The organism is Streptomyces sp. NBC_00096 (assembly GCF_045041305.1).
Classification (GTDB): Bacteria; Actinomycetota; Actinomycetes; order Streptomycetales; family Streptomycetaceae; genus Streptomyces.
In genome coordinates this window covers 5,302,733-5,315,437 of the sequence record NZ_CP108221.1, presented here as the reverse complement: position 1 = coordinate 5,315,437, position 12,705 = coordinate 5,302,733, and the positions used below count along the sequence as shown (strand labels likewise).

Annotated in this window: 13 protein-coding genes; 6 read left to right on the top strand and 7 right to left on the bottom strand. The window is 72.5% G+C overall.

The window, feature by feature from the left end; all coding sequences use genetic code 11:
* Nucleotides 1–26: 26 nt before the first annotated feature.
* Nucleotides 27–188: a hypothetical protein gene (locus OG904_RS23460; RefSeq protein WP_405494039.1), complete on the bottom strand. Its 162-nt coding sequence runs from the start codon at nt 186–188 to the stop codon at nt 27–29.
* 139 nt (nt 189–327) lie between these two features.
* On the opposite strand from OG904_RS23460, the gene OG904_RS23455 reads away from it, so the two are divergent.
* The gene (locus tag OG904_RS23455; RefSeq protein WP_405494037.1) at nt 328–1,575 is read left to right on the top strand and encodes a helix-turn-helix domain-containing protein; all 1,248 of its coding nucleotides are present in this window, start codon (nt 328–330) and stop codon (nt 1,573–1,575) included.
* Nucleotides 1,576–1,676: 101 nt separating this feature from the next.
* Here the strand turns inward: OG904_RS23455 and OG904_RS23450 are convergent, their stop codons facing one another.
* Nucleotides 1,677–2,585: an SDR family oxidoreductase gene (locus tag OG904_RS23450; RefSeq protein ID WP_405494035.1), complete on the bottom strand. Its 909-nt coding sequence runs from the start codon at nt 2,583–2,585 to the stop codon at nt 1,677–1,679.
* A 1-nt stretch (nt 2,586) separates the two neighbouring features.
* Nucleotides 2,587–3,360: an SDR family oxidoreductase gene (locus tag OG904_RS23445; protein ID WP_405494033.1), complete on the bottom strand. Its 774-nt coding sequence runs from the start codon at nt 3,358–3,360 to the stop codon at nt 2,587–2,589.
* Between the two features lie 56 nt (nt 3,361–3,416).
* Here OG904_RS23445 and OG904_RS23440 point away from each other — a divergent pair, with 56 nt between their 5' ends.
* The 5 genes from OG904_RS23440 to OG904_RS23420 are packed head-to-tail and all read left to right on the top strand — an operon-like array spanning nt 3,417 to nt 7,874.
* Nucleotides 3,417–4,184, top strand: a complete 768-nt coding sequence (locus tag OG904_RS23440; RefSeq protein WP_405494031.1) for an enoyl-CoA hydratase family protein — start codon at nt 3,417–3,419, stop codon at nt 4,182–4,184.
* On the top strand, nt 4,181–5,032 hold the full coding sequence (locus OG904_RS23435) for a CoA transferase subunit A (RefSeq protein ID WP_405494029.1): 852 nt from the start codon (nt 4,181–4,183) through the stop codon (nt 5,030–5,032). Before OG904_RS23440 ends, OG904_RS23435 begins: the two co-directional genes overlap by 4 nt.
* Nucleotides 5,029–5,799: a CoA-transferase subunit beta gene (locus OG904_RS23430; protein ID WP_405494027.1), complete on the top strand. Its 771-nt coding sequence runs from the start codon at nt 5,029–5,031 to the stop codon at nt 5,797–5,799. The genes OG904_RS23435 and OG904_RS23430 overlap by 4 nt, the downstream gene beginning before the upstream one ends.
* Before the next feature lie 4 nt (nt 5,800–5,803).
* Nucleotides 5,804–6,919 carry an NAD(P)H-dependent flavin oxidoreductase gene (locus OG904_RS23425; RefSeq protein WP_405494025.1) on the top strand — a complete coding sequence of 372 codons (1,116 nt, stop codon included), beginning with the start codon at nt 5,804–5,806 and terminating at the stop codon, nt 6,917–6,919.
* 31 nt (nt 6,920–6,950) lie between these two features.
* Nucleotides 6,951–7,874 carry a tyrosine-protein phosphatase gene (locus tag OG904_RS23420; protein ID WP_405494023.1) on the top strand — a complete coding sequence of 308 codons (924 nt, stop codon included), beginning with the start codon at nt 6,951–6,953 and terminating at the stop codon, nt 7,872–7,874.
* Nucleotides 7,875–7,950: 76 nt separating this feature from the next.
* Here the strand turns inward: OG904_RS23420 and OG904_RS23415 are convergent, their stop codons facing one another.
* The 4 genes from OG904_RS23415 to OG904_RS23400 all read right to left on the bottom strand — a co-directional run bounded on the left by OG904_RS23415 (nt 7,951) and on the right by OG904_RS23400 (nt 12,610).
* A complete protein-coding gene (locus OG904_RS23415; RefSeq protein WP_405494021.1) occupies nt 7,951–9,654 on the bottom strand; it encodes a DEAD/DEAH box helicase in 1,704 nt (567 codons plus the stop codon).
* 117 nt (nt 9,655–9,771) lie between these two features.
* Complete coding sequence (locus tag OG904_RS23410; RefSeq protein ID WP_112447913.1) at nt 9,772–9,975, bottom strand: cold-shock protein; 204 nt, start codon at nt 9,973–9,975, stop codon at nt 9,772–9,774.
* A 127-nt stretch (nt 9,976–10,102) separates the two neighbouring features.
* Nucleotides 10,103–11,308, bottom strand: coding sequence for a sensor histidine kinase (locus tag OG904_RS23405; protein WP_405494018.1), 1,206 nt, complete (start codon nt 11,306–11,308; stop codon nt 10,103–10,105).
* Nucleotides 11,309–11,440: 132 nt separating this feature from the next.
* Nucleotides 11,441–12,610, bottom strand: a complete 1,170-nt coding sequence (locus OG904_RS23400) for a transglycosylase family protein (RefSeq protein ID WP_405494016.1) — start codon at nt 12,608–12,610, stop codon at nt 11,441–11,443.
* Nucleotides 12,611–12,705 lie beyond the last annotated feature (95 nt).

Genomic DNA, 12,705 nt, shown 5'->3' with positions numbered 1-12,705 from the left:
GTGGTGACCTGAATCACGCAACTCTCCTACCGGGGGTACCAGATCACCCCCGCGAAGGCTCCCCCGAGCGTGGTGATCAGGGTGAGGAAACGGTGCGGGACGTGCTCGACGGTGAGGTGCAGACCCCGGACCCGGATCTCCAGGAACGGGCGTGTCTCGTGGTCGGTGGTGCGTAGGGTGCGCGGCATGGCGGGTTTCTCCTTCTTCCCCGGCCCGGTGGTGGGCCGCTGGAGCAAGAGAAGTTCCCGGACGTCATGTTGGCGACGCCGCAAGCCGGTCTTGTGCGACAGAGCGCAACTTGCGCGCCTCGCAAGAGGGAGAAGGTGCATGTCGGAGCAGCCCTTGAGCACCCGCGGGCCCCAACCGCCCCAACGGCTCAGCCCCCTGTCAGGGCTGAGCGAGGAGGAGACCGCGTTCGCCCAGCACCTGCGCGACCTCCGGGAGGACCTGGGGATGTCCTCCACCGACATCGTGAAGTGGCTCAAGGAGAGCGAGCCCGGGGCCGCCGTCGACGCGAGCCGGCTCTCCAGATACCTGAGCGGCACCGACCTGCCGAAGCCCTCGCTGCTGCCCGCCCTGTACCGGCTGCTGGCCACGCGCCGGGCCGTGGACCCGGACCGGATGGCGGACGGCTGGAAGCTGCTCTACGCCGCGGCCCGGACCAAGGGCCCGCTGGTCGCGCGCGAGTACAAGGAGGAGGCCTCGCGGATCGCGCTGGAGGAGCACCGAGTCCAGACCGCACACGCCCTGGCCGGTCTGCGCGAACAGCTCGACCGGGGACGGGAGCACCGCGAGCGCCTCGGCGAGAGCCTCGCCGACGTGTTCACCCGGGCGGAGGGAACCCACCAGCAGGCACAGGACCTGGAGGAGGAGCTGCGCCGCGTCGGCCATCGGCTCGATGAGCTCGAAGACCTGGTGCAGCAGCACGAATCCGTGCTCCGCCTCCTCCAGGCCGATTCCGAGCGCGCCGCGCAGGCCCGGCGGGAGACCGGCACCGAGATCGACCTGTGGCGGGGGAACGTACCGGCCTCCTGGACGGAGGACCCCATGGCCCTGGCCCGCGGCGTGATCGCGCTGCGGGACGAGGGAGCGGACGAACAGGCCGATCACCTGCTGTCGCTGGCGGCGAGGGACCTTCCCGTGGCCCTCCTGCCCGAGGTCTACGACGCCTTCGAGGAACTCGGCCGCCTGCTCGAGCGCTCGCGCCTGACCCGAAGCATCAGCGCGCAGCGGAAGGCCAAGGACATCCTCGCGCTCACCACACCCGGCGAGAAGCTCAGTGGTCCCTTTCTGAACAGCAGGGAATTCCTGGAGATCTGGGCGGAGCAGGTGCTCGTCGAGACCGGCACCAGGGCAGCGGCCCGGGAGCTCCTGCTGCTGATGAGACTGCTCGACGAGACCGGCCGGGTCGGACACAAGATCCATCTGATCAAGGGCCTGAAGCAACGCACCGAGGGCTTGGCGGAGATCGCCGCGTCGGGCGTGTTCCAGTCCCACCAGGTGCCCGCGGCCAGAGGGGCGGCGCGGGGCACGACGTCCGCGGCTCCCAGACGGCGGCGGTGGTTCCGCTCCTGACCCCGGGCCGCGGACTGCGGGCCCAGGCCCGCGGCCCCGGCCCGCCGCCGCCGTCCGCCGTCCGCCGTCCGCCGTCCGCCGTCCGCCGTCCGCCGCGCCCCCTACCGCGCCCCGTACACCGGCTGCGGCCGCTCCGACTCCGCCAGGAGCTTCGCCGCCGTCTCCCCCGCCTCCGACGGAGTCCACCGCGCGCCCCGGTCCGCCGTGGGGCCCGGCCGCCAGCCCTCCATGACCGTGATCCGGCCGCCCTCCGCCTCGAAGACCCGGCCGGTGACCCCGGCCGAGGCGTCCGAGCCCAGCCAGACCACCAGCGGGGACACGTTCTCCGGGGCCATGGCGTCGAAGGCCCCGGCTTCCGGGGCGGCCATGGTGTCCGCGAAGGTCTGCTCCGTCATCCGGGTCCGCGCGGCCGGGGCGATGGCGTTGACCTGGACCCCGTACCGCCCCATCTCCGCCGCAGAGACCAGGGTCAGCCCGAGGATGCCCGCCTTGGCCGCGCTGTAGTTGCCCTGCCCGACCGAGCCCAGCAGCCCCGCCCCCGAGGAGGTGTTGACCACCCGGGCGGCCACCCGGCGGCCTTCCTTCGCCTCCGCCCGCCAGTACGCGGCCGCGTGCTTCAGCGGCAGGAAGTGCCCCTTCAGGTGCACCCGCATCACCGCGTCCCAGTCGTCCTCGTCGAGGTTCACGAGCATCCGGTCGCGCAGGAACCCCGCGTTGTTGACCAGGGTGTCCAGCCGTCCGAACGTCGAGACGGCCGTCTCGACCAGCGAGGCCGCGCCCTGCGAGGTGGCGATGTCCCCGCCGTGCGCCACCGCCTCCCCGCCCAGCGCCCGGATCTCGGCGACCACGAGCGCCGCCGGACCCTCCGGTCCCGGCAGCCCGTCCAGGCCGACCCCGAGGTCGTTGACCACGATCCGCGCCCCCTCCTCCGCGAAGGCCAGCGCGTGGGCCCGGCCCAGCCCCCGCCCGGCGCCCGTCACGATGACCACACGGCCCTCGGCAAGTCCCATGTCAGCTCTCCTTCTTCGGATTGTTCGCGGTTGCCGTGTCCAGGAAGGCGGGGCGTTCGCCGCCGCCGTGCACGAGCAGGCTCGCGCCGCTCACGTACGCCGCCCGGCCGGAGGCCAGGAAGACCGCCGCGTCGCCCACGTCGGAGGGTTCGGCCAGCCGCCCCAGCGGGACGGTCGCGCCGACCGCCGCGACACCGGCCTCGTCCCCGTAGTGCAGGTGCGAGAGCTCGGTCCGCACCATGCCCAGGACCAGCGAGTTGACCCGTACCTCGGGGGCCCATTCCACGGCCATGGAACGGGCCAGGTTCTCCAGGCCCGCCTTGGCCGCCCCGTACGCCGCCGTACCCGGCGAGGGGCGGGTCCCGCTGACGCTGCCGATCATCACGACCGAGCCGCGCGCCTCCCGCAGCCAGGGGTACGCGGCCAGCGAGGCGGTCATCGGGGCGACCAGATTGAGCTCGACGACCCGCGCGTGGCGTTCCGCCTCGCCCTCCCCCAGCAGCCGGTACGGGGTTCCGCCGGCGTTGTTGACCAGGCAGTCGAGCCGTCCGTGGCGCCTGGCGACCGACCTGAAGAAGTCCTGTACGGCGGCCGGATTGCGCAGGTCGACGGCGGTGAACGACGCCGAGCGGCCCTCGGCCACCACCGGTTCCTCCGGTGGCCTGCGCGCGCAGACGACGACCTCGGCCCCCGCCGCGAGGAACGACTTCGCGATCCCGGCGCCGACGCCCCGGGTTCCGCCGGTGACGACGACAACCCTCCCGTTGAGCTCCATCGGCTGCTACCTTCCTCACCTAACAAATGTTTGGTGGAAAGGTAGCTGATCCGCTCATGGGTGTCTCCACCTCCAGCCCCGACAAGGGCATCGCACTCGTCACAGTCGACTTCCCGCCCGTCAACGCACTGCCCGTGCAGGGCTGGTACGACCTGGCCGACGCCCTGCGCGCGGCCGGCCGGGACCCCGAGGTCCGGTGCGTGGTCCTCGCCGCCGAGGGCCGCGGCTTCAACGCCGGCGTCGACATCAAGGAGATGCAGCGCGACACCGGCCACACCTCCCTCATCGGCGCCAACCGGGGCTGCTACGAGGCCTTCGCCGCCGTGTACGAGTGCGAGGTGCCCGTCGTGGCCGCCGTGAACGGCTTCTGCCTGGGCGGCGGGATCGGCCTGGTCGGCAACGCCGACGCCATCGTCGCCTCCGACGACGCGACCTTCGGACTGCCGGAGCTGGACCGGGGCGCCCTCGGGGCCGCCACCCACCTGGCCCGGCTCGTCCCGCAGCACCTGATGCGCACGCTGTACTACACCTCGCGCACCGCCACCGCCGCCGAACTGCACGCGCACGGCTCGGTGTGGAAGGTGGTCCCGCGCGCGGAACTGCGGGCGGCCGCCCTGGAGCTGGCCGCCGAGATCGCCAAGAAGGACGGCTACCTCATCCGGCTGGCCAAGGCCGCCATCAACGGCATCGACCCGGTGGACGTGCGCCGCAGCTACCGCTTCGAGCAGGGCTTCACCTTCGAGGCCAACCTCAGCGGCGTCGCCGACCGGGTACGCGACACCTTCGGAAGCGACGGCACGGACGCAAAGGCGGAATCGGCATGACCGACAAGAGCATGACCCCCGACGAGGTGGTCGGGCGGCTGCGCAGCGGGATGACGGTGGGCATCGGCGGCTGGGGTTCGCGCCGCAAGCCCATGGCCCTGGTCCGGGCACTGCTCCGCTCCGCGGTCACCGATCTGACCGTGATCTCCTACGGCGGCCCCGACGTCGGCCTGCTCGCCGCGGCCGGCCGGATCCGCAGGCTCGTCACCCCCTTCGTCACCCTCGACTCCATCCCCCTGGAGCCCCACTACCGGGCCGCCCGCGAGAGCGGCGCCTTCGCCCTCACCGAGCTCGACGAGGCGATGTTCATGTGGGGCCTGCACGCAGCCGCCAACCGGTTGCCCTTCCTCCCGGTCCGTGCCGGGCTCGGCTCCGACGTCATGCGCGTCAACCCCGAGCTGCGCACCGTGACCTCGCCGTACGCCGACGGCGAGGAGTTCGTGGCGGTGCCCGCCCTGCGCATGGACGCGGCCCTGGTCCACCTCAACCGTGCCGACCGGCTCGGCAACGCCCAGTACCTGGGCCCGGACCCGTACTTCGACGACCTCTTCTGCGAGGCCGCCGACACCGCCTACGTCTCCTGCGAGGCGATCGTGGAGAGCGCCGAGCTCTCCAAGGCCGGCCCCCCGCAGTCCCTCCTGGTCAGCCGCCACTCGGTCACCGGCGTCGTGGAGAGCCCGAACGGCGCGCACTTCACCTCCTGCGCCCCCGACTACGAGCGCGACGAGGCCTTCCAGAAGCTGTACGCGACCACCCCCTGGCCCGAGTTCGCCGAGCGCTTCCTCTCCGGCGGCAGCGAGCACGCCTACCAGTCCGCCGTCCAGGCCTGGCACGAGGAGCAGAAGTGAGCAGCACGGCCACCAACGCCTCCACCAACACCTCCGCCCCCACCGTCACCCGCGCCGAGTACTGCGTGATCGCCTGCGCCGAGGCCTGGCGGGACAACGGCGAGGTGCTGGCCAGCCCGATGGGCCTGGTGCCCTCCTTCGGGGCCCGGCTGGCGAAGCGGACCTTCTCCCCCGACCTGCTGCTGACCGACGGCGAAGCCATGCTGGTCGGTCTCGACGGGACTGCCGAGGGCTGGCTCCCGTACCGCCGTCACCTGACGATGGTCACCGGTGGCCGCCGGCACGTGATGATGGGCGCCAGCCAGATCGACCGGTACGGCAACCAGAACATCTCCTGCATCGGCGACTGGGAGCGGCCCGCCCGCCAGCTCCTGGGGGTGCGCGGCGCTCCGGTGAACACCCTGAACAACCCGGTGAGCTACTGGATCCCCAAGCATTCCACCCGGGTGTTCGTCGAGCGCGTGGACATGGTCAGCGGGGTGGGCTACGACCGCGCCGAGGCGGCCGGGGTGACCCGCTTCCACCGGCTCCCCCGGGTGGTCAGCGATCTCGGCGTCTTCGATTTCACCGGCCCCGACCACAGCATGCGCCTCGTCTCCCTGCACCCCGGGGTCACGGTGGAGCAGGTCCGGGCGGCCACCGGCTTCGAGCTCGCCGGTGCCGACGGCGAGGTCCCGTACACCCGGGAGCCGGCCCCCGGGGAGCTGCGGCTGATCCGCGAGGTCATCGATCCCAAGGGCCTGCGCGACCGCGAAGTGCGGGTCTGAGCCGATGGAGACGGCATTCACCAAGCTGGTCGGGGTCGAGCATCCGATCGTGCAGACGGGCATGGGCTGGGTGGCGGGCCCGCGCCTGGTGTCGGGGGCGGCCAACGCGGGCGCGCTGGGCATCCTGGCCTCGGCGACGATGACGCTGGACCAGCTGCGCTCCGCGGTCCACGAGGTCAAGTCCCGTACGGACGCCCCCTTCGGGGTCAATCTGCGCGCGGACGCCGGGGACGCGGACGAGCGGGCCCAGCTGATCATCGACGAGGGCGTCCGGGTGGCCTCCTTCGCGCTCGCCCCGTCCAGGGAGCTGATCGCGAAGCTCAAGGACGCGGGGGTCGTCGTGATCCCCTCGATCGGGGCCCGCCGGCACGCCGAGAAGGTCGCGGCGTGGGGTGCGGACGCGGTGATCGTGCAGGGCGGCGAGGGCGGCGGGCACACCGGTGACGTGGCCACCACCGTGCTGCTGCCGCAGGTGGTGGACGCGGTGCGGATCCCGGTGATCGCGGCGGGCGGGTTCAGCGACGGCCGCGGTCTGGTCGCGGCGCTCTCCTACGGGGCCGCGGGCATCGCCATGGGCACCCGGTTCCTGCTGACCTCCGACTCCACCGTCCCGGACGCGGTGAAGGCCGAGTACCTGAAGGCGACCGTCAGGGACGTCACCGTCACGACGGCCGTGGACGGGCTCCCGCACCGGATGCTCCGCAGCGAGCTGGTGGCCTCCCTGGAACGGGCGGGCCGCACGAAGGCCCTGGCCAAGGCCGTGCGGCACGCGGCCGGGTTCAAGAAGCTGTCGGGTCTGTCCTGGGCGGAGATGATCCGGGACGGCCTCGCGATGAAACACGGCAAGGACCTGTCCTGGAGCCAGGTGCTGCTCGCCGCCAACACCCCCATGCTCCTCAAGGCGTCCATGGTCGAGGGCCGTACGGACCTCGGCGTCATGGCATCCGGCCAGGTCGCGGGCGTGATCGAGGACCTTCCGTCGTGTGCGGAGCTCGTCACGCGCGTCATGGCCGAGGCGCACACCGTGCTGGAACGTCTGCACGGCCTGGGCTCCCCCCACCCCGACCCGGCGCACCTCATCCCCCCGCATCCGCTCGGCACCCTGCCACCACCAGGGTGATTCCCCTTCTCCGTTACAGGAGTTGCCCCAGATGAGCCGTGCCCGAATCCGCCTGGCGACCGCGGTGATCGCTTCCGCCCTCGCCATCGGGACTCTGCCCGCCGTCGCGTACGCCGCGCCGGCGAACAGCGCCACCGTCTCGCGCCACCACCAGCAGGCGCAGCCCATCCGCCAGATACCCCTCCAGGGCGCGGTCAACGTCCGCGACCTCGGCGGGTACCGCACCTGGACCGGCGGCGAGGTCCGCCAGGGACTGGTCTACCGCTCCGACGCGCTGTCCAAGCTGACCGCGGCGGACCTCACCTCCGTCTCCGGTCTCGGCCTCACGAAGGTCGTCGACTTCCGCATCCCGATGGAGGTCCAGTACGACGGCGCCGACAAGCTGCCCGCGGGACTGGCCTCCACCGCCCGCCCGGTCAGCGACCTCGGCCTGTACGGGACCCTGGTCGGTGCCATCTCCAGCGGTGATCCCGTGAAGCAGGAGCAGATGCTCGGCGGCGGCCGCGCCGAGGCGTACATGCGCGACATCTACAAGACGTTCGTGACCAACCCCGAGAGCCGGGCGCAGTTCGCGGCGACCCTCCGCGAGATCGCCGACGGCAAGCAGGGTCCGGTGCTCTACCACTGCACTTCGGGCAAGGACCGGACGGGCTGGATGAGCTACGTCCTGCTGCGCGCCCTGGCCGTCCCACAGGACACCGCCGAGGGCGACTACCTGGCCTCGAACACCTTCCGCGGGGCGTACGACGCCCAGGTGCGGGCGGGGCTCAAGGCGTCCGGCCGGATGCAGAACCCGGATCTGCTGATCCCGCTCCAGGAGGTCCGCCAGGACTACCTGGACTCGGCGACCGCGCAGATCGAGGCCGACTACGGCAGCTTCTACGGCTACCTCACCGAGGGCCTCGGGCTGGACCTGAAGACCCTGGCGAAGCTCCAGGTCAAGATGGTCCGGTAAGCGTCCGGAGACACGAAAACGCCGGGCGGCGCGTGAATCGCGCCGCCCGGCGTCGTGGTGCTCGCGTGCTCCTGGATCAGGCGGAGCGGCGACGCCCCTGGCCGCCGCCACCGACCCGGCTGCGGGCCGAAGCCGCGGCCGCGCCGCCGGAGGGAGCGCCTCCGGTACGTCGGCCGCGCTCGCCGGAGCCGCCCGCGGCCGAACCCTGGCCGCCCTGGCCGCGGCGGGCCTGGCCGGACCCGGAGGCCGGAGCCTGACCGGCGACGCCGGAGCCGCCACCGGAACGGCGGCCGCGGCCACCACCGGCGGCCGGAGCGGAGCCCGTGCCGGAGCCGGTACGCGGACCGCCACCGCCCGAGCGGCGGCGCGCGCCACCGCCGGAGCCGCCGCCGGCCTGGCCGGCGGAGCGCTGGCGCGGCGGGGTGGGCTGCGGGACGTCCAGCACGACCGGGATGCCCGAGGGCTCCTTGGCGCCGGTGATCCGGGTCAGCTCCTCGTCGGAGGACTTGATCTGCGCGGTGCGCGGGGAGATCCCGGCGTCCGACATCAGGCGGGTCATATCGCGCTTCTGGTCGGGCAGGACCAGGGTGACGACACTGCCGGACTCACCGGCGCGGGCGGTACGGCCGCCGCGGTGCAGGTAGTCCTTGTGGTCGACCGGCGGGTCCACGTTGACGACCAGGTCGAGGTCGTCGATGTGGATGCCGCGGGCGGCCACGTTGGTGGCGACCAGCGCGGTGACCTCGCCCGTCTTGAACCAGTCCAGGGTCCGGTTGCGCTGCGGCTGCGAGCGGCCGCCGTGCAGGCCGGAGGCGCGGACGCCGTCGGCGAGGAGCTTCTTGACCATGCGGTCGACCCCGCGCTTGGTGTCGACGAACATGATCACCCGGCCGTCGCGAGCGGCTATGCGGGTGGCCACGGCCTTCTTGTCGGTCTCGTCCATGACGTACAGGACGTGGTGCTCCATCGTGCTGACCGCACCGGCGGACGGGTCGACGGAGAAGGCGACCGGGTCGTGCAGGAACATCTTGACGAGCTTGTCGATGTTCTTGTCGAGGGTCGCCGAGAAGAGCATGGTCTGGCCGTCGGGCTCGACCTGCTTGAGCAGGGCGGTGACCTGCGGCATGAAGCCCATGTCGGTCATCTGGTCGGCCTCGTCGAGGACCGTGATGGAGACCTGCGAGAGGTCGGCGTCACCGCGGTCGATGAGGTCCTTCAGACGGCCGGGGGTGGCGACGAGCACCTCGGAGCCGCGGCGCAGGGCGCCGGACTGCCGGTTGATCGACATGCCGCCCACGACGGTGGCGATGCGCAGGTTGACGGCCGTGGCGTACGGGGCCAGGGCGTCGGTGACCTGCTGCGCGAGCTCACGGGTCGGTACGAGGACCAGCGCGAGCGGCTGCTTCGGCTGCGCGCGGCGGCCGGCGGTACGGGCCAGCAGCGCCAGGCCGAAGGCCAGCGTCTTGCCGGAGCCGGTGCGGCCGCGGCCGAGGAGGTCACGGCCGGCCAGCGAGTTCGGGATGGTCGCGGCCTGGATCGGGAACGGCTCGGTGACGCCCTGGGCGGCGAGGGTCTTCAGCAGCGCCTCGGGCATGTCCATGTCGCCGAAGGCTTCCACCGGCGGCAGGGCCGGGGTCAGCGGTTCGGGCATGGTGAATTCTTGGGGCCTGGCTACGGGGGCGGACTTCTGCCGTCCCGCGCCAGCCTTCGGACGTCCCTGGGCCGCACCTCGACCCCGGGTGGGGCGGCGGCTGGGTCGTGCGGAGCTGGAGCTGGTCATGCGAGAAAGCCCTCCTGAAACCGGCAGGTACTGCATACAAATGCTGTAAACAGATCGAAACAGCAGACAAGCCGGGGCCCGCACCTTCACGGTGCGGGCCCCGGCATGCAGACTGCATTAGGCGGGGAGGATGTTCTCCGCCTGGGGGCCCTTCTGGCCCTGGGTGACGTCGAAGGACACGCGCTGGCCCTCGTTGAGCTCACGGAAGCCCTGGGTGGCGATGTTCGAGTAGTGGGCGAAGACGTCCGGGCCGCCACCGTCCTGCTCGATGAAGCCGAAGCCCTTTTCCGAGTTGAACCACTTCACGGTGCCAAGTGCCATTTTTGAATCTCCTGAATAGGCGGCAAAGGGCCCCATCCGGAGATTCCGGCAAAACAATAAAAGCGCCTGTCGGAGCAATCCCGTCAGGCGCACATAAAGTTCATGGGTACCACAACTGCAACGAGCTCTAAGCTAGCACACGTCGGTCGGGGAGTGCCGCCGCGAGCCTGTGACCTCCATCCCTGGTGGATCCGGCGCGCAGCCTCCCGCCCACCTCCGCCAGGGCCCGGCGCAGCCCCGGAATGCCCATCCCGCCCGAGTCGAGGACGATCCGCTCCCCCTCCGGCGCACTGTTGACCACGTCGAGGCGAACTTCCCCGTCCTCGGCGTAGAGACTCATCCGGACATCGGAGCCCGGGGCGTACTTGGCCGCGTTGGTGAGCCCCTCGCGGGCTATCCGCAGCAGCAGCCGCCCGTCGGCCGCGGGAAAGGAGCCCAGGCCGGGCTGCGTGTGGTGGGTGATCTCCATGCCGGTGGCCCGCATGTTCCGGGCCAGGGAGCCGAGGAAGCGGCCCACGTCCACGGGCGAGGTGTACGCACGGCTGCCCGCGGGGTCGGTCAGCATGTCCAGCACCTCCCTGACCTCGGTCATCGCGGCCCGCGCCGATTCCTCCACGGCGGCGGCGCCCTCCCGGACCCGGGGATCGGCCCCGGCGTCCAGGCGCAGCGCGGCGGCCTGCAGGGTGAGGGCGGTCAGGCGGTGTCCCAGGCCGTCGTGGGTGCGCTGGGCCAAACGGGTGCGCTCCTGCACGACGGCGAGGTCGGCCGCCTGGTCGACGGCGGCGTGGGCCTGGCGGGCCCGCTCGCGCAGCGCGGTCATGACGCCCCGGTTGCGGCGCACGGTCTCCCCGTAGAGGGCGGGCACCAGGATGGAGCCGAGTACGAAGGAAGCGGGGTCGCGCCCCGCGTACCCGAGCGGCAGGAACAGGTCGCGGGTGCCGACGTAGGCGACGGCCATGAGCAGGACCCCGCCCCAGCGGTGGGTGCGGCCGTACGCGGCCAGGGCGTAGGCGGCGAAGACGAGGGGGCCGCGGTCGTCGGAGACGACGGTGGCGGCGGTGGCCACGAGGGCCGGGAGCCAGGGGCGGGAGCGCCGCCAGAGCAGGGCGGCGGCCGCGGCCCAGCCGGCGGCGAGGCTGGTGGGGTAGTCGCTGACGAGGCCGAAGCGGTGGACGTCGTGGAGGTTGAGGGTGGTGAGCAGCCCGCAGAGGAGGGCGAGCCAGATGTCGGTGCGGCGGGCGCGCACGGGGTCGGGGGCCCCGCCGCTCTCACCGGTCAGGGCGCGCAGCCCGCGCTCCAGCAGCTGTCCGGCGCGACCGGGCACGGCCTGCATGACTCCACCACCCCCCGTTTGTACACAAAGCGCGCATCTCGCATGAAAACGTCCCCCCAGGTTGCCCGCCTTCCGCCGAAGGGGCATCCCGGGGGGACGCGTTGTGGGGGGACCGGCCTGCTCCCGGGTCCGTTACAGGGCGACGCCGAGGCCGCTCAGCCAGGTGACCGGGTTGATGTCGGCGCCGTAGCCGTTGCTCGAGCGGACCTCGAAGTGAAGGTGCGGGCCCGTGGAGTTGCCGGTGCTGCCGGAGCGGCCGATCTGCTCGCCCGCGGAGACCCGCTCGCCCGTGGAGGCGGTCGCCGAGGAGAGGTGGGCGGAGAGGGTGTAGCGGCCGTCGTCGTGCTTGATGACGACGGCATTGCCGTACGCACCCTGCCAGCCGGAGGAGACCACGGTGCCGGCGGCGGCCGCCTTGACCGGGGTGCCGGTGGACACCGCGAAGTCGATTCCGGTGTGGTGGCCGGCGGCCCAGCCGCCCGACTGGTGGTAGCGGGCGGAGATGCTCGCACCGGAGACGGGCAGGACGCCGCGGGCGCTGCCGGTACGGGAACCGCTGGAGTTGCCGGAGTTGTTGGAGCCGGTGGAGCTGCCGGTGCTCTTGGAGGGCTTCGGGGCGGCGGGGGTGGCCTTGCCGGAACCGGAACCGGAGCCGGAGCCGGGCGCGGAGCCGGAGCCCGCGCCCGCGCCGTACGAGAGGCGCTGACCCGGGAGGATCACGTCCGGGTCGGAGCCGATCACCGAGCGGTTGTCGGAGTAGAGCCGCTCCCAGCCGACGCCGAGCTCGGAGCCGATGGTGCCGAGGGTGTCGCCGCTGACGACGGTGTAGGTGTTCGCACCCCGGGCCGGCTTCGGCGCGGCCGGCGCCGAGGGGGTCTTGGCCTTCCCGGCGCCGGAGGTGCCGGCGCTGGAGGTGCCGGTGCCCTTGGTGGGTGCCTCGGGGGCCGGGCCGCCGCGCTGGAGGCCGGCGAGCTTGCCGCAGGAGGGCCAGGCGCCGGGGCCCTGGGCCGCGAGGACCTTCTCGGCGACGGCGATCTGCTGCGCCTTGGTGGCCTGGTCGGCCCGGGGGGCGTACTGCTTGCCGCCGAACCCCGCCCACGTACCGGAGGAGAACTGGAGGCCGCCGTAGTAGCCGTTGCCGGTGCTGATGCTCCAGTTCCCGGTGGACTCGCACTGGGCGACCTCGTCCCACGTGCCGACCGACGCGGCGGACGCGGGCTGCGCCACGAGACCCACGGCGGCGGGTGCGGCGATGCCGGCGACAACGAGACCGGCGAAGGTGCGGGCAGAGGGGAAAGACATGCGGAGTTCCTGACTTCGGGGACATTGCGGAGGCCGGTGCGCTGCGCGTCGAGCGGGTGGTGCCGGTGGTGCGGCACCGCGGTCGGCCTCGGTAT